Annotated in this window: 15 protein-coding genes and 1 tRNA gene; 7 read left to right on the forward strand and 9 right to left on the reverse strand. The window is 70.7% G+C overall.

The annotated features are described in order from the left end of the window. Window positions 1-5 precede the first annotated feature (5 nt). Complete coding sequence (locus K0817_RS10555; protein ID WP_253735299.1) at window positions 6-1,055, reverse strand: tRNA (adenine-N1)-methyltransferase; 1,050 nt, start codon at window positions 1,053-1,055, stop codon at window positions 6-8. Further along, the gene (locus K0817_RS10560) at window positions 1,052-1,741 is read right to left on the reverse strand and encodes an HAD family phosphatase (RefSeq protein ID WP_219981390.1); all 690 of its coding nucleotides are present in this window, start codon (window positions 1,739-1,741) and stop codon (window positions 1,052-1,054) included. The genes K0817_RS10555 and K0817_RS10560 overlap by 4 nt, the downstream gene beginning before the upstream one ends. Before the next feature lie 70 nt (window positions 1,742-1,811). Here K0817_RS10560 and K0817_RS10565 point away from each other — a divergent pair, with 70 nt between their 5' ends. Next, window positions 1,812-2,675 (forward strand): PAC2 family protein, encoded by an 864-nt coding sequence (locus K0817_RS10565; protein WP_219981391.1) that lies wholly within the window; start codon window positions 1,812-1,814, stop codon window positions 2,673-2,675. 8 nt (window positions 2,676-2,683) lie between these two features. Here K0817_RS10565 and K0817_RS10570 read toward each other — a convergent pair whose 3' ends face one another. The 3 genes from K0817_RS10570 to K0817_RS10580 form a co-directional block, all read right to left on the reverse strand. Continuing rightward, on the reverse strand, window positions 2,684-3,505 hold the full coding sequence (locus tag K0817_RS10570) for an undecaprenyl-diphosphate phosphatase (protein WP_219981392.1): 822 nt from the start codon (window positions 3,503-3,505) through the stop codon (window positions 2,684-2,686). Window positions 3,506-3,562: 57 nt separating this feature from the next. Continuing rightward, window positions 3,563-4,864: a M20/M25/M40 family metallo-hydrolase gene (locus K0817_RS10575; RefSeq protein WP_219981393.1), complete on the reverse strand. Its 1,302-nt coding sequence runs from the start codon at window positions 4,862-4,864 to the stop codon at window positions 3,563-3,565. Between the two features lie 89 nt (window positions 4,865-4,953). Next, entirely contained in the window at window positions 4,954-5,499 is a 546-nt protein-coding gene (locus K0817_RS10580; protein ID WP_219981394.1) for a small multidrug efflux protein, read from the reverse strand. A gap of 180 nt (window positions 5,500-5,679) precedes the next feature. Between K0817_RS10580 and K0817_RS10585 the strand changes: the two genes are divergently transcribed. Both K0817_RS10585 and K0817_RS10590 read left to right on the forward strand, forming a co-directional pair. Further along, entirely contained in the window at window positions 5,680-6,885 is a 1,206-nt protein-coding gene (locus tag K0817_RS10585; protein ID WP_219981395.1) for a sensor histidine kinase, read from the forward strand. After that, a complete protein-coding gene (locus tag K0817_RS10590; RefSeq protein ID WP_219981396.1) occupies window positions 6,882-7,484 on the forward strand; it encodes a response regulator transcription factor in 603 nt (200 codons plus the stop codon). Before K0817_RS10585 ends, K0817_RS10590 begins: the two co-directional genes overlap by 4 nt. A 58-nt stretch (window positions 7,485-7,542) precedes the next feature. On the opposite strand, the gene K0817_RS10595 is transcribed toward K0817_RS10590, so the two are convergent. The 3 genes from K0817_RS10595 to K0817_RS10605 form a co-directional block, all read right to left on the reverse strand. After that, a tRNA-Leu gene (locus tag K0817_RS10595) sits at window positions 7,543-7,627 on the reverse strand. 69 nt (window positions 7,628-7,696) lie between these two features. Beyond that, complete coding sequence (locus tag K0817_RS10600) at window positions 7,697-8,785, reverse strand: VIT1/CCC1 family protein (protein WP_253735300.1); 1,089 nt, start codon at window positions 8,783-8,785, stop codon at window positions 7,697-7,699. Between the two features lie 168 nt (window positions 8,786-8,953). Further along, entirely contained in the window at window positions 8,954-10,810 is a 1,857-nt protein-coding gene (locus K0817_RS10605) for a DEAD/DEAH box helicase (protein WP_253735301.1), read from the reverse strand. Between the two features lie 105 nt (window positions 10,811-10,915). Between K0817_RS10605 and K0817_RS10610 the strand changes: the two genes are divergently transcribed. After that, complete coding sequence (locus K0817_RS10610; protein WP_219981398.1) at window positions 10,916-11,785, forward strand: SGNH/GDSL hydrolase family protein; 870 nt, start codon at window positions 10,916-10,918, stop codon at window positions 11,783-11,785. Window positions 11,786-11,788: 3 nt separating this feature from the next. Continuing rightward, window positions 11,789-12,478, forward strand: a complete 690-nt coding sequence (locus K0817_RS10615) for an SDR family oxidoreductase (protein WP_219981399.1) — start codon at window positions 11,789-11,791, stop codon at window positions 12,476-12,478. Between the two features lie 18 nt (window positions 12,479-12,496). On the opposite strand, the gene K0817_RS10620 is transcribed toward K0817_RS10615, so the two are convergent. Beyond that, window positions 12,497-13,315 (reverse strand): RNA methyltransferase, encoded by an 819-nt coding sequence (locus K0817_RS10620; protein ID WP_219981400.1) that lies wholly within the window; start codon window positions 13,313-13,315, stop codon window positions 12,497-12,499. Window positions 13,316-13,386: 71 nt separating this feature from the next. Here K0817_RS10620 and K0817_RS10625 point away from each other — a divergent pair, with 71 nt between their 5' ends. Then, entirely contained in the window at window positions 13,387-14,247 is an 861-nt protein-coding gene (locus tag K0817_RS10625; protein WP_253735302.1) for a Sir2 family NAD-dependent protein deacetylase, read from the forward strand. Between the two features lie 323 nt (window positions 14,248-14,570). After that, window positions 14,571-15,173, forward strand: a complete 603-nt coding sequence (locus K0817_RS10630; protein WP_219981401.1) for a histidine phosphatase family protein — start codon at window positions 14,571-14,573, stop codon at window positions 15,171-15,173.

Genomic DNA, 15,173 nt, shown 5'->3' on the forward strand with positions numbered 1-15,173 from the left:
ACAGTTTAGGCGGACTCGGAAGACGGTCGCGAAGCGGCCTCCTCCGGTGCCTCGTCGGCCGGCTCTCCGCCAGGGAGCTCGGCGGCCTGGCGTGCGCCTTCGGCGGCGCGTTCGGCCTCGCGCACGCGCTTGCGGAGATTCTTGTCGGTGATCTGCCGGTCACCGACGGCGCCGGGCGTCCACAGTTCGACGTCCTCGTCGCTGAAGCTCGTCTTGGAGGCGCGTCGCTTCACCTCGGGTGGCACGGCTCCGGGGGCGAGCCGACGCGCCCAGATGAGGAAGCCGGTGTGGGCCACCATGCGGTGGTCGGGGCGCACTGCGAGGCCCTCCACGTGCCAGCCGCGCACCATGGTCTCGTTGGCGTCGGGGTCGGTGAACAGCCCGGTACTGCGGATGTACTCGGCCACCCGGCTCAGCTGCGTCGCTGTGGCGACGTAGCAGACGACCACGCCGCCGGGGGTGAGCGCCTCGGCCACCGCATCGATGCACTCCCACGGCGCCAGCATGTCGAGCACCACACGGTCGACGGATGCCGGGGCCACCGCGTGCGGCAGGTCTTCGGCGAGATCGCCGACCACGACGTCCCAGTTCGCGGGCAGCTCACCCACGAAGGTCTCGACGTTGGCGCGGGCGACCGCGGCGAAGTCTTCGCGGCGCTCGAACGAGACCAGCCGCCCCGCCGGGCCGATGGCCCGCAGCAGCCACAGCGACAGCGCACCCGAGCCCACGCCCGCCTCGACGACCGTTGCGCCGGCAAAGACATCGGCCTGGGCGAGGATCTGCGCGGCATCCTTCGGGTAGACGATCGCGGCGCCGCGCGGCATCGACATCACGAAGTCTCGCAGTAGCGGGCGGAGCGCGAGGTACTCGTGGCCGCTGCTGTTGGCCACGACCGACCCGTCGGGCAGGCCGACGAGGTCACCGTGTCGCAGCACGCCGTGGTGGGTATGCAGTTCACCATCCTCGCGCAGCGTGATCGTGTGCAGACGCGCCTTCGGGCCGGTGAGCTGGACGCGGTCCCCGAAGCGGAACGGGCCGCTCATGCGCGCCGTCATCGCGCCGCCTCCGCGAGACTCGCGTGATGGGCGCTGTGGAAAGCGACCAGGTCGTCGGCGGTGCGACCGTCGAGGCTCGGCCACACCGCGTGCGCGCCGGCGCCTTCGACCGAGAGCATGAGGGGGACCCCGATCGCCGCTGCCCCGGACGCCACCGCCGAGCGCAGTCCGTTCGGCGAGTCCTCGATGGCGACCGTCTCGGCCGGATCCACTCCGAGCGCTTCGCATGCCTGCAGGTAGGGGTCGGGAAAGGGCTTCGGCCGGGTCGCGTCGTCACCGGCGATGATCACGTCGAATGCCGCAAAGTCGATCAGATCCACGACCGCGGTGGCCATCCGGCGCATCGACATCGTGACGAGCCCGGTCTTGATACCCGCCTCGCGCAGGTTCGCCAGCAGCTCCCGTGCGCCGGGCCGGAACGGGACGCCCGTCACGGCGAGCTGGCGCATGACCTCATCGGTGAGGTGGTCGATGATGGCGTCCACGCTCATACGGACGCCAGCTTCCTGGAAGATGCGCGCGGAGTCCTCCAGGCCGAGCCCTACCAGCGCCAGCGCCTGCTCGTGCGACCAGGTGCCGCCGAAGCTCTCGACGAGCGGGGTCTCGGCAGCCATCCAATACGGCTCGGTGTCGACGAGGGTTCCATCCATGTCCCACAGGACAGCGGCGAGGCGCGGCGCATTCACCGTCCAAGCCTACCCGGGGGCGGCCGGGCCTATTCTGGAGGGAACCCGCTGGGCGGGTGGAGGAGGTCTCGTGGACGGACTGGGTCGCCGTGTACTCGTCGCCGGATTCGACGGGTGGAACGATGCGGGTGAAGCCGCGTCGTCCGCCATCACGCGCCTGCGTGAAGGCGGCGCATATGAGCCGGTGTTCTCCGTCGACCCGGAGCTGTACTTCGATTACCAGTACACGCGGCCGCAGGTGGTCGCCGACGGCGAGGGCAAGCGCACGCTGCAGTGGCCGGAGGCCACGCTGCTCAAGCCGGTGCGCGCCACCCGTGGCACCCAGCTGTGGCTGCTGACGGGCGTCGAGCCGGCCCGCGCGTGGCAGGCGTTCGCCTCGGAGTTCATCGACGTGGCCCTGCGCGAGGACATCACCGGGTTCGTCTCGATCGGCTCGATGATGTCGGACGTGCCGCACACCAGGCCGATCTCGGTGTTCGGGGGCAGCGACAACGAGGCGCTGCGCACCGCGCTCGAACTCGAGCGGAGCACCTACGAAGGCCCCGTGGGCATCCTGAGCGTTCTGGGACACGCCGCCGACACGGCGGGGATCCCGTCGGCGAGCCTGTGGGCGAGCGTGCCTCACTACGTCGCCGGCCACACTCCGTCACCCAAGGCCACGCTCGCGTTGCTCGACAAGCTCGAGGACATCACGGGCGCTGCCGTCCCACGCGGCGATCTCGCGACCGAGGCGGCCGCGTGGGAGGCATCCATCGATGCCGCCGCCGCCGACGACGAAGAGATGACCGAGTACATCCGCCAACTCGAGCGCACGCGCGACACGTGGGACTCCCCCGAGGCGTCCGGCGATGCGATCGCGCAGGAGTTCGAGCGCTACCTGCGCCGTCGCGGGGACGGGCCGAGCAAGCCCGGGCGCGACGACCCTCGTCGCTGACCCGGCCGCTAAGCCTGGATCGCTCCCATGCTCAGCAACACGAGCAGCAGCGAGCCGAGCGCCACGCGGTACAGCACGAACGGCAAGAAGCTGTGCTTCGAGATCCAGTTCATGAAGAACGCGATCACACCGAGGGCGACCACGAACGCCACGCCGGTGGCGAGGGCCGTCTCGCCGAGGGTGAACACGCCCGGAGTATCCCAGTTCTTGAACAGCTGGAAGAAGCCGCTGCCGAACACCGCCGGGATCGCCAGCAGGAACGCGTAGCGTGCCGCCGCGGCCCGCTCGTAGCCCATGAACAGGCCCGCCGTGATGGTGCCGCCCGACCGCGACACGCCCGGGATGAGCGCGAGTGACTGCGCGAAGCCGAAGATGACGCCGTTTCCGACGGTGATGTCCTTCAGCTTGCGCTTCTTCGCCCCGACGTGGTCGGCGATGCCCAGCAGCACGCCGAAGAAGATGAGCATCCCCGCGACGAGCCACAGCGAACGCAGGGTGGTCTCGATCTGATCCTGGAACAGCAGACCGAGCACCACGATCGGGATGCTGCCGACGATGATGAGCCAGCCCATCTTGGCGTCGGGATCGTTGCGCGGGATCCTGCCGACGAGCGCTCTGCACCAGTGCCCGATGATCCGCACGATGTCGCGCCAGAAGAACACGACGACCGCCGCCTCCGTGCCGATCTGCGTGATCGCGGTGAACGCGGCGCCGGGATCCTGGGCCGAGGGCAGGAACTCCCCCAGGATGCGCAGGTGCGCGCTCGACGAGATCGGGAGGAACTCGGTCAGGCCCTGGACGAAGCCGAGGATGATCGCCTCGAGAAGCATGGGCGCCTTTCAGCCGTGGGAGACGGATGCCGCGGGCCGCGGCATCCGTCGGTCATTTCAGTACGTTCGCAGCAGGTCGGTGAGCACCGACTGCCCGAAGACCAGCGCGTCGATCGGAACCCGCTCGTCCACGCCGTGGAACATGCCGGTGAAGTCCAGCTCGGCGGGAAGCCGCAGCGGCGCGAAGCCGTAGCCGGCGATGCCGAACGCGGCGAGGGCCTTGTTGTCGGTGCCCCCGCCCATGAGGTACGGGATCACCGGGGCACCGGGGTCGTGCCGCGAGAGAGCGCCGACCATCGCGTCGACGATGCCGCCGGAGAAGGGCACCTCGAGTCCGATGTCCTGGTGGACGATCTGCACCTCGACACGGTCGCCGACGATGCGGCGGATGTCGGCGAGCGCCGCCTCCTCGGTACCCGGCAGTACACGCACGTCGATGAGCGCCTCGGCGCGATCGGGGATGACGTTGTGCTTGTAGCCGGCGACGAGGCCGGTCGGGTTGGTGGTCGTGCGCAGGGTGGAGCGCAGGAAGCCGGACGCTGCGCCGGTCGCCGCGGCGACCGCGTCGGGTTCGGCCGTGCTGTGACCGGTGAGCTCGGCGAGGCGCTCCACCATCTCGCGCGTGGTGTCGGTCAGCGTCACCGGCCACTCGGTGCGGCCGAGCGCCGCGACGGCCTCGGCCAGCGCGGTCACGGCGTTGTCGGCGTGCAGGCTGGAACCGTGCGCGGCGCGACCGCGAGCGACGAGGCGGATCCAGACCAGGGCCTTCTCACCCACCTGCAGCAGGTACACGCGGCGCTCACCGAGCGCGATCGAGTATCCGCCGACCTCGCTGATGGCCTCGGTCGCGCCCTCGAACCACTGTGGCCTGTCGTTGACGACGAGCGCGGATCCTTCGACGCCGCCGTTCTCCTCGTCGGCGAAGAACGCCAGCACGAGGTCGCGCTCGGGCAACTCGCCGGCGCGCAGGATGTCGGCCACCGACGTCAGGATCATGGCGTCCATGTCCTTCATGTCCACGGCCCCCCGGCCCCACAGCATCCCGTCTTTGACGACGCCCTCGAACGGGTCGACGCTCCAGTCCTCGGCGATCGCCGGCACGACGTCCAGATGGCCGTGCAGAACCAATGCGGGCTTGTCGCGATTGCGCCCTGGCACGCGCGCCATGACATTCGTGCGCCGGTGGATGGGCTCGTAGTACTCCGGCGTCAGCCCGAGCTTCTCGAGGTAGGCGCCGACGTACTCTGCCGCTTCGCGTTCGCCCGCAGCCCGGCCGCCGCCGTGATTCGTGGTGTCGAAGCGGATGAGATCGCGTGCCACCGAGGCGACTTCGGGAAGACCGAGATCGGGTGAAGGCATGAGGTCAAACCTACCTCGGCGCGGCTGCTCGACGCGTCCTGGGGCGGCGCCGCGTGGCGCCGCCCCAGGACCTCTCTCCCGTCGCCCGCTCAGTGGACCGCGGACATGGCGCCGCTGACGACGAATGTCAGCAGGGTCGTCCACGCGACGATCGCGAGCCCCTGCCAGAACAGGATGCGCGCGGGCCGGACGCCTGCCCCGGCGAGCAGCGTCGCGGTGAACTGCGTGGGCAGCAGAAGGGGTCCGAGCAGGCTCACGCCGGGGACGCCGTAGCGTTCCAGAGCCCGCTGGAATTTCGCCTTGCGGGCCGTCCCGCGCCCGCGGTCGCCGTCCGCCGGCGCGGCGGTTTCGGTGATCTCGGTCCCGCCGGCCGCGACGAGGCGGCGCTCGCGGGTGCGTGTCACGACCGCCACTCGTGTGCGGGCCGTGAGCAGGACGAGCACGGCGACGCACACGAAGTTGCCCACGATGCCGGCCACCGCGGCGATCGCGGGATGGATGCCGCCGATGATCCCGATCGCCGCCGCACCCTCGCCCTCGATGAACGGCACCGCACCCGCGGCCGCGACGATGAGTGGCTGGACGAGCGCGGGCACCTGGGCCACGAGGTCCTGGAAGATCTCGATGAGATTCATGACGTGCTCCTGTCGGTCGATGCGGGCGAGTTCTCGATCGGCGACGGCGCCCGGTATCCGTTCGTCGCAAAACAAGTCCATCGACACAGGAGAGATGCCGGAAGTGCCGTGTTGTCACCGGATTCCGGGTGCTTCGCACCTCCCGGGCATGACATGTGTCATGGACTTAGGGTGGGACGCATGACGAGCCCCGCCGCGCCCGCCGACACCGAGACCGCGGCGCAGCGACGAGGAAGGCTGCGCCTGACCCGCGGCATCACCGCGACGTGGTGGTACACCGTCTCAGCGGTGGTGTTCCTCGAGCTCATGATCGTGGTCGTCTGGGCGGCAGCGCTCGCCGAAGCCGGCCGCGGCCTCCCCGCCATCGCAGCCGTCGGTCTGGGCGGCCTGGTGTGGTGGGGGGCGACCTTCCTGCTGCTGCATGAGTACCGACAGCGGGACGAGGACGAGCGGCTCGCGCGGGGGCCCCGCATCATCGTGCCTCTGCTCATCGCCGCATGTTTCGGCGGCGTCGCCGGAGTGGTGTCGGGACTGTGGCTGCTAGCCGTGCTCCCGGTCGTGCAGGCTCTGATCCTGCTCAAGTGGCCGCCGGGGATCCGAGTGCGCGCGGTGATCGCCGCAACGGCGCTACTGGCCGTGCTGTGGTTCGTCGATGGCCGCCTGAGCGTCTCGAACGCGGGATCCAGCTGGTGGGTGCTCGGGTTCTTCTCGGTGTCGCTTCCCGGCATGACGGTGCTTTCGCTGTGGTGGTGGGACGTCTTGATGACTGTGAACAGCGCCCGCGCCTCCGAAGCGCGCCTGGCGGCGACGCAGGAGCGCCTGCGTGTCGCGACCGACGTCCACGACCTCCAGGGTCACCACCTGCAGGTGATCGCACTTCAGCTGGAGCTGGCAGAACGCCTCATGGCGGACGATCCCGGCGCCGCGCTCACACACCTCCGCGCTGCCCGCAAGAGCGTCGACGACGCGCGCCAGGGCACACGAGACCTCGCCCTGCGCTTCCGCTCCGTTCCGCTGACGGATGAGATCGAAAACGCCGCCGATCTGCTCCGCGCCGCTGGCACGTCGGTGCACGTTGCGGTGGATGCCGACGCCGACCGCGCACCCGCATCCGTTCTGGGTCCCGTCATCCGCGAGACCACGACGAACGTGCTGCGTCACGGCGGTGGCCGGTGGGCTCGACTCTCGCTCACGCGCGAGCCGGAGGCGTGGCGCTACGAGATCGCGAACGACGCTCCGGATGCCACGCCCAGCCCCGACGGAGCCGGGATCGAGGGGATCGGTCGACGCGTGGAGGACGGCGGCGGGACGGTCGAGGTCCGGCGCGAGGCGCAGGAGTTCGCCGTGATCGTGCGCGTCCCGCTGACTCCGCAGCCGTCGCCGTGATCCGGGTGCTTCTCGCCGACGACGAGGCGATGATCCGCTCGGCTCTGGCGGCCTTGCTGCGGTTGGAGCCCGACATCGAGGTCGTCGCGGAGTGCGCGGACGGCGAGGAGGCCGTCGCTGAGGCGCTGCGCCTGGTTCCCGACGTGTGCCTCCTCGACCTCGAGATGCCCGGTCTGGACGGCGTGGAGGTCGCGGCGCGGGTCACGCGGACGGTCGCCACGCGGTGCATCGTCGTGACGAGGCACGCGCGCCCGGGCGTGCTGCGGCGAGCGCTCGCATCGGGGGTCTCGGGATTCCTCCCCAAGTCCCGGGGGGCCAACGAAGTGGCCGAGGTCATCCGCCGCGTCGCATCAGGAGGGCGCTACGTCGACCCCGAGGTCGCCGCCGACGCCTTGAGCGACGAACGCTGCCCGCTCACCGATCGCGAGCTTGATGTGCTGCGCGCCGGACGGCGGGGCGAGACCACCGGTCAGATCGCACGCAGCCTCTCGCTCGCACCCGGCACGGTGCGCAATCACGTGTCGGCGATCCTCAGCAAGCTCGCGGTGGGCACACGCCAGCAGGCTGTCCTGCTCGCCGAGGAGCGCGGCTGGATCTGACGCGCCGAGGCTCGCCGGAAGACGAAGAAGGCCCCCTTACGGGGGCCTTCCACATGTGTGCGCGAGGGGGGACTTGAACCCCCACGCCCTTAACGGGCACTAGCACCTCAAGCTAGCGCGTCTACCTATTCCGCCACCCGCGCAGGTGGTTTGCGGTTTCGCAACCGAGGAACGACATTACCACGTCACCTGTCGTTCAACGAATCAACGGATCACCCCAGCGACACCCCGAAGACCAGTCCCAGGAGGTACGTGATGAGCGCCGCTCCGTACCCGATCGCGAGCTGGCGCAGCGCCCGCCGCAGCGGCGATCCGCCCGACAGGACACCCACAGCGGCACCCGTGCACAGCAGGGCGATGCCCACCAGCACCAGCGCCGTGACGACCGCGGCGAGCCCTGTCATCCCGAAGATCCATGGCAGGACGGGGATGATCGCGCCGGAGGCGAAGAACAGGAAGCTCGACAGCGCCGCACCCCAGGCCTTACCCACCACCTCGTGCTCGTCCGCGATGCCGATCAGGCCGGTGTCGGCGCCGACACTGCCCGACGCTCGCGCGGCCGACACGATCCCGTGCGCCCGCGCGAGCGCCTCGGACTCGGGCATTCCGCGCGTGCGATAGACGAGCGCGAGCTCGTTGGCATCCAGGTCCAGATGCGGGATCGCGCCGTCGGCGTAGTCGCTGGGCTCGGTGGCCGCGAGCAGCTCGCGCTGCGACCGCACCGAGACGAACTCGCCCGCCCCCATGGACAGTGCGCCGGCGAGAAGGCCGGCGATGCCGCTGAACAGCACGAACTGCGCCGGCACCCCGGTGGCACCCACGCCCATGACGAGCGCGAGGTTCGACACCAGCCCGTCGTTGGCACCGAAGACCGCGGCGCGGAAGGTGCCCGACAGCCGTCGCCGGCCGCGGGCGGCCAGGCCACGCACGACCTCGTGGTGCACCTTCTCGTCGGCAGCCATCGCGGCGGGTGCGAAGGGCTCGTCGTCGTACGGAGACCGCGCCTCGGCGTTCTGAGCCAGGGCGAGGACGAAGATCGACCCGAAGCGCTTGGCCATCGAGCCGAGCAGCACGGTGCGGACGTCGGGTCGAGGCAGCCGTGCCGGCTCGCCCCCGAGCAGCGTGAGCCAGTGGGCCTCGTGGCGACCCTCGGCGTCGGCCAGCGCGAGCAGGATCTCACGCTCCTCGCCGGTACGCCGCGCCGCCAGTTCGCGGTACACGCGAGCTTCCGCGCGCTCGCTGACGAGATACCGCGCCCACCGCTTGCGGTCGCGGGCGGTCGGCTCGACGGGCGGGCTCACACGGGCCTCCTGTGGGCTGGTTGGGATCTGGTCAACGCTAGCCAGCCCCACGCTCCCGCACCGGCCGGATCCGCCGATTGCCAGCATTTCGGGGATCCGAACGTCCCTGCTCGTGGTGAGCCGGCAGCAGACGGGGGCCTTCACGGTGCCCGGCCCGGCGGATCCGCCTCAAGAGTGCACGCGCTTGCGCAGCACCTCGATGCGGGCCTGCAGTTGCGCCACCGTGGCGTGCGAGACCGCCGGTCCCCCGCAGATCCGCCGGAGCTCGGCGTGCACCAGCCCATGTGGCTCGCCGGACTGGCGTGCGTAGAGGCCGACGAGGCTGTTGAGCAGCTGACGCTGCTCCTTGAGCGTGCGGTGGAGGGCCTGTGGCGGCGCTGCCGGATCGGGAGCGTCCGCATCCTCGCCCTCGCGGGCGGTCCTCGCCTCGCGGACCTGCCGGTGCCGGCTCTGCCGGGCCTGCCGCTGCAGGAGCAACTCATGCACGTGCTCGGGCTCGAGCAGCCCCGGGAGCCCCAGGAACTCCTCCTCCTCGGGCGTTCCGGGCACCGCCAGCTGGCCGAACTCCTTGCCGTCGAACAGCACGCGATCGAAGTGCGCGAGCGATCCGAGCGCTTGGTAGGTGAACTCCTCCGTGAGCGCGTCGGATGCCTTGTCCTCGCGCTCGGCCGCGTCCATGAGGTCTTCTTCGGCGTTCCACTCGTCGTCGCCCGAGTCGCGGTCCAGCGCGTGATCGCGCTGCCGCTCCATCTCGTTGGCAAGGCCCAGCAGCTGCGGCACGTTCGGCAGGAAGACGCTCGCGGTCTCGCCGCGTCGGCGGGCCCGCACGAAGCGGCCGATGGCCTGCGCGAAGAAGAGCGGCGTCGAGGCGCTGGTGGCGTACACGCCGACGGCGAGGCGCGGCACATCGACACCTTCCGACACCATCCGCACGGCGACCATCCAGCGACTCGTCGCCTTCGCGAACTCCTCGATGCGGCCGGATGCCTCGGCCTCGTCCGAGAGCACGACGGTCGGCGCTTCGCCCGTGATGCCCTGCAGGATCGCGGCATAGGCTCGAGCCGCGGTCTGATCTGTCGCGATCACCAGGCCGCCGGCATCCGGAACATGCTCCCGCACCTCGCTGAGGCGCCGGTCGGCCGATCGCAGCACGGCGGGGATCCAGTCGCCCTCCGGGTCGAGCGCGGTGCGCCAGGCCTGCGCCGTGATGTCCTTCGTGTTGTCCTGCCCGAGCTGCGCCTCCATCTCGTCGCCGGTCTTGGTGCGCCATCGCATGTGGCCGGCGTAGACCATGAAGATCACAGGCCGCACGACGCCGTCCTCGAGCGCGCGCCCGTACCCGTAGGCATAATCCGTGCGTGAGACGCGGATCCCCTTGGCGTCGGGGTGATACTCGACGAACGGGATCGGCGCGGTGTCGCTGCGGAACGGGGTGCCCGACAGCAGCAGGCGTCGCGTCGCGCGGCTGTATGCCTCGCGCAGGGCGTCGCCCCAGCTGAGCGCATCGCCGCCGTGGTGCACCTCGTCCAGGATCACGAGGGTACGCGCGTCCATCGTGAGGCGCTGATGGACGGATGCCTTCACCGCCACCTGCGCGTAGGTCACGGCGACACCGTGGTACTGGCGCGCCGGCACCGCGTGGCGGTTGCTGAAAGCGGGATCGAGCTTGATCGACACGCGTGCCGCGGCATCCGCCCATTGCGTCTTGAGATGCTCGGTCGGGGCGACCACGATGATGCGGTCGATGATCCGCCGCCGCAGCAGCTCGCTGGCCAGCCGCAGCGCGAAGGTCGTCTTGCCGGCCCCGGGCGTGGCCGCGGCGAGGAAGTCGCGCGGACCGGCGCCCTCCCCGTCGGGGCCGTCCAGCGAGAAGTAAAGGTCGAGCGCCTCGGCCTGCCACGCGCGCAGCCGCTGCGCCGTGCCCCACGGGGCACGCTGAGGATACGTCGGCGAGAGGTGCTCCGCCGCGAAGCTGCCGATGTGGGGCTCGCCGTGGCGCGCATCGAGCACGGCTTCGTCGGTCACCGAATGCACCCCTCCCCGTGGACAACGAGTCCCTACGATAAACGAACCGCACGACACCCGGCCCGCGATACCCTGGGCATCGGTCACGAGCCGAGGAAGATGTCGATGCGCACCAGCGAAGATTCCCGCACCCCGTACGTCCCCAATGCCGGACCGCACCCGTGGCGCCGCTACGTCGCCATCGGAGACTCGTTCACGGAGGGCGTGGGCGACCCCGACCCCTCGGCGCCGAACGGCCTGCGCGGCTGGGCGGATCGGGTGGCCGAGGTGCTGGCGCAGCAGGTCGAGGACTTCGCGTACGCGAACCTCGCGATCCGCGGGCGCCTCATCAGTCAGATCGTCGCAGAGCAAGTCGAGCCGGCGATCGCCCTCAAACCCGATCTCGTGACCTTCTCGGCGGGCGGGAATGACGTCATCCGCCCCGGTTCGGATCCGGATGCCGTGGCCGAGCTGTTCGAGGACGCGGTGGTGCGCCTCTCCCAGGGTGGCGCGACAGTCGTCGTCTTCACCGGCATCGACACGGCGTTCACGCCGGTCTTCCGCGGCATCCGGGGCAGGGTCGCGATCTACAACGAGAACATCCGCGCGATCGCCGATCGCTACGACTGCATCGTCGCCGATCAGTGGGCGCTCAAGGAGGTGCAGGACATGCGATTCTTCGATGACGACCGCCTGCACTACAACACCCTCGGGCACCACGAGGTCGCACGCATGGTGCTGCGCGCACTGAACGTGCAGAACGAGCTGCAGCCCATGCAGCCCGACGCGATCCCGTTCCGCACGTGGCGCGAAGCCCGCGCGAACGATCTCGTGTGGGCGCGCGAGTACTTCGTGCCGTGGATCCTCCGACGGGTGCGGCATCAGTCCTCCGGCGACACGGTCACCGCGAAACGGCCCGCCCCGAGCCCCGTGCACCTCGCGGCGCCGCCCGGTGTGGACCTCGACGCCGCGAACGACGACGAGAGCGGGGCCTGAGCCATGACGACGCATCTGATCACCGGCGCCGGCTCGGGAATCGGCGCCGCGCTGACCGAGAAGCTCGCCGCCCGCGGCGACGAGCTCTGGCTTCTCGCACGCGACGCCGGGAGGGCCTCCCAGTTGCGGGAGCGCTACGCCGGCGCCCGCACCCTCGTCGGTGATCTCGCAGAGCCCGCACGGCTGTCGTGGGCATTCGGACACCAGGAGCTGCCGTCACGGCTGGACTCGCTGGTCCACGTCGCCGGCATCGTCGAGCTGGGGCCGGTGGCCGAGACCCCCGTGACGACCTGGCAGCACCAGCTGAATGTCAACGCGATCGCACCCGCCGAACTGACCCGGCTCCTGCTGCCCGCCCTCCGGGCGGGTCGCGGACACGCCGTCTTCGTCAACTCCGGTGCGGGGTTGCGCGTCCACCCCGAGTGGGGCTCGTATGCGGCGAGCAAGTTCGCGGTGCGGGCGATCGCCGATGCCCTGCGTGAGGAGGAGCGACCGCACGGGGTCCGCGTGACCACGGTGTATCCCGGCCGGACTGCGACGCCCATGCAGGAGAAGGTGCATCAGCAGGAAGGCGCCTCCTACGACGCCTCCCGCTGGATCGACCCGGCCTCGGTCGCGACGACCATCCTCGCGGCGCTCGACCTGCCGCGAGATGCCGAGCTGACCGAGCTCATGGTGCGTCCCGGCGCCTGAGCCGGTCCCGGCGGCTCGTCAGCGGGCGCGCAGGTGCCAGAGCGCGACGGCGCTCGCGGCGGCGACATTGAGGGAATCGACCCCGCCTGCCATGGGAATCGTCACGACAGTATCGGCGGCGGCGAGCGCGGCACGGCTCAGGCCGTCGCCCTCCGCGCCGAGCAGCAGCGCGACACGTTCCCGTCCCGTCCCGTCGAACGCGTCCAGCGGCACGGCGTCGTCACCGAGTGCCAGCGCGGCCAGATGGAACCCGGCGTCGTGGAGCGCCGTGCGCGCCTCGCCCCACTCGGGCAGCCGGGTCCACGGCACCTGGAACACCGTCCCCATGCTCACCCGCACGCTGCGGCGGTAGAGCGGGTCCGCGCAGCGCGGGCTCACCAGCACCGCATCCGCGCCGAGCCCGGCGGCGGCCCGGAAGATCGCGCCGACGTTGGTGTGGTCGACGATGTCTTCGAGCACCACGACCAGCCGCGCGCCGGCCACCGCCTCGGCCACCGACGGCAGCGCGGGCCGGTGCATCGACGCGAGCGCGCCGCGGTGCACGGCGTACCCCGTGAGACTCTCGGCCACCTCGGGTGTGACGACGTAGATCGGCACAGCGGGTGCACGGGCCGTGGGGACGGCCACCAGCATCCGGATCTCATCCAGCCACTTCTCCTGCACCAGCACCGAGCGCGGTCGGTGACCGGCCGCGATCGCGCGGGCGATCACCTTCGCCGATTCGGCGATGTACAGCCCGCCCTCGGGTTCGAGCACCCGCCGAAGTGCGACGTCGGTCAGGTCGCGGTAATCGGCCAATCGGGCATCCGCCGCCGAATCGACCCACTCGATGCTCACCCGACCACTCTCGCAGAGTCCGTAACCTCCCCGAAAACCGCGCGGCTTACACTCGAGCGAGGGGGTGAGCTGTGACCACGACGATCGAGAGCGACTTCGACGCCGCGACGACGGATGCCGTGGCCGCTGCCGTCGCCGCGCTCGCCGGGCGCCGCATCGGCGTGCTCACCGGCGCCGGCGTGTCGACGGACTCCGGGATCCCCGACTACCGCGGCAACGGCGCGCCCCGGCGCACCCCCATGACGGTGGAACAGTTCCTCTCCAGCGAGACCGCCCGGCGTCGCTACTGGGTGGGCAGCCACTTGGGCTGGCGCGCGTTCGCGGCCGCAGAGCCCAACGCCGGGCACCGCGCGATCGCCGATCTCGAGGCGGCCGGTATCGCCACCGGCGTCGTCACGCAGAACGTCGACGGGCTGCACGTGCGCGCCGGCAGCCGCCGGGTGGTGGAGCTGCACGGCACGATGCGCCGGGTCTTCTGCACCCATTGCGGTCAGGTGTTCGACCGTCGCGACCTCGCCGCGCGCGTCGAGGCCGAAAACCCATGGATCCTCGTCCCCGAGAACGTCCCCCTGGGCCCCGACGGCGATGTGCTGCCCGAGAGCACCGACGGCTTCCGCATCCCGGATTGCAGTGTCTGCGGGGGAATGCTCAAGCCTGACGTGGTCTTCTTCGGCGAGTTCATCCCCGCCGGCAAGTTCCGTGAGGCCGAGCAGCTGGTGCACACCAGCGAAGGGCTCGTGATCGCGGGGTCATCCCTCGTGGTCAATTCCGGCATCCGGCTGCTCGAGCGGGCGCGGCGCCGCAAGCTGCCGATCGTCATCGTGAACCGCGGTGTCACCCGGGCCGATGCCCGCGCGAGCGTGAAGGTCGACGCCGGCACCAGCGAGGTGCTCCGCGCCCTGGCATCCGCCCTCCCCCCGTTGCGCTCCTGAGCCTCGCGCTCCCCCGCTCCTTCGCCGAGCATGTCGCTCCCGCGCCGAGCATGTCGCTCCTTCGCCGAGCATGTGTGTTTCGCGCCGAGCATGTGTGTTTCTCGCCGAGCATGTGGGGCATGGTCGCGGAGAAACAGACATGGTCGCGGAGAAACAGACATGGTCGCGGAGAAACACACATGGTCGCGGCGAGACGGACATGGTCGCGGAGAAACAGACATGGTCGCGGAGAAACGCACATGGTCGCGGAGAAAAAGACATGGTCGCGGCGAGACGGACATGGTCGCGGCGAGGGGTGCTCAGAGCGCGGGTAGGCTCGAGGAGTGACCGCGCTGATCCTGATCCGCCATGGCGAGACCGACTGGAATCGCGACCGGCGCATCCAGGGGGCGACCGACATCCCCCTCAACGACACCGGCCGCGCGCAGGCCCACGAAGCGGCCACGGCGCTGCGTGAGCGCCTCGACCTGGTGGGGGTCACGGTCGCCTCGAGCGACCTGGCGCGGGCACGCGAGACGGCGGAGATCATCGCCGGCGACCTGGGCCTCGCCGTCCCACGCACCTATCGCGGCCTGCGAGAGCGCTCCTACGGCGAGGCGGAGGGCTTGGACGTCGACGAGTTCCGACGCCGCTGGGGCGACTGGCACTCCGCCGAGGTGCCCGGCGCCGAGCCGTGGCCGGACCTGCGGAAACGCGGTATCGCGGCCCTGGGTCAGGTGGTGCGCGACCACCGCCGCGCCACCGCCCCGACGGCATCCTCCCTCATCGTCGTCGGCCATGGCGCGTTCATCCGCGAGATCATGCGGCACGCGACGGCCGGCGAGCTGCCCCCGGTGGGCGAGCGCCTGGCGAACGGGTCGGCCCACGACTTCTTCTACGAGCCGGACCGCCTGCGGCTCGTGGCGTATGCGGGACTGGTCGCCTAG

Source organism: Microbacterium sp. HD4P20 (assembly GCF_019449275.2).
Classification (GTDB): Bacteria; Actinomycetota; Actinomycetes; order Actinomycetales; family Microbacteriaceae; genus Microbacterium.

Coding starts and splice junctions, on each gene's coding strand:
- K0817_RS10555 (WP_253735299.1), bottom strand. CDS start 1,055: ATGACGGCGCGCATGAGCGGCCCGTTCCGCTTCGGGGACCGCGTCCAG.
- K0817_RS10580 (WP_219981394.1), bottom strand. CDS start 5,499: ATGAATCTCATCGAGATCTTCCAGGACCTCGTGGCCCAGGTGCCCGCG.
- K0817_RS10570 (WP_219981392.1), bottom strand. CDS start 3,505: ATGCTTCTCGAGGCGATCATCCTCGGCTTCGTCCAGGGCCTGACCGAG.
- K0817_RS10575 (WP_219981393.1), bottom strand. CDS start 4,864: ATGCCTTCACCCGATCTCGGTCTTCCCGAAGTCGCCTCGGTGGCACGC.
- K0817_RS10585 (WP_219981395.1), top strand. CDS start 5,680: ATGACGAGCCCCGCCGCGCCCGCCGACACCGAGACCGCGGCGCAGCGA.
- K0817_RS10610 (WP_219981398.1), top strand. CDS start 10,916: ATGCGCACCAGCGAAGATTCCCGCACCCCGTACGTCCCCAATGCCGGA.
- K0817_RS10615 (WP_219981399.1), top strand. CDS start 11,789: ATGACGACGCATCTGATCACCGGCGCCGGCTCGGGAATCGGCGCCGCG.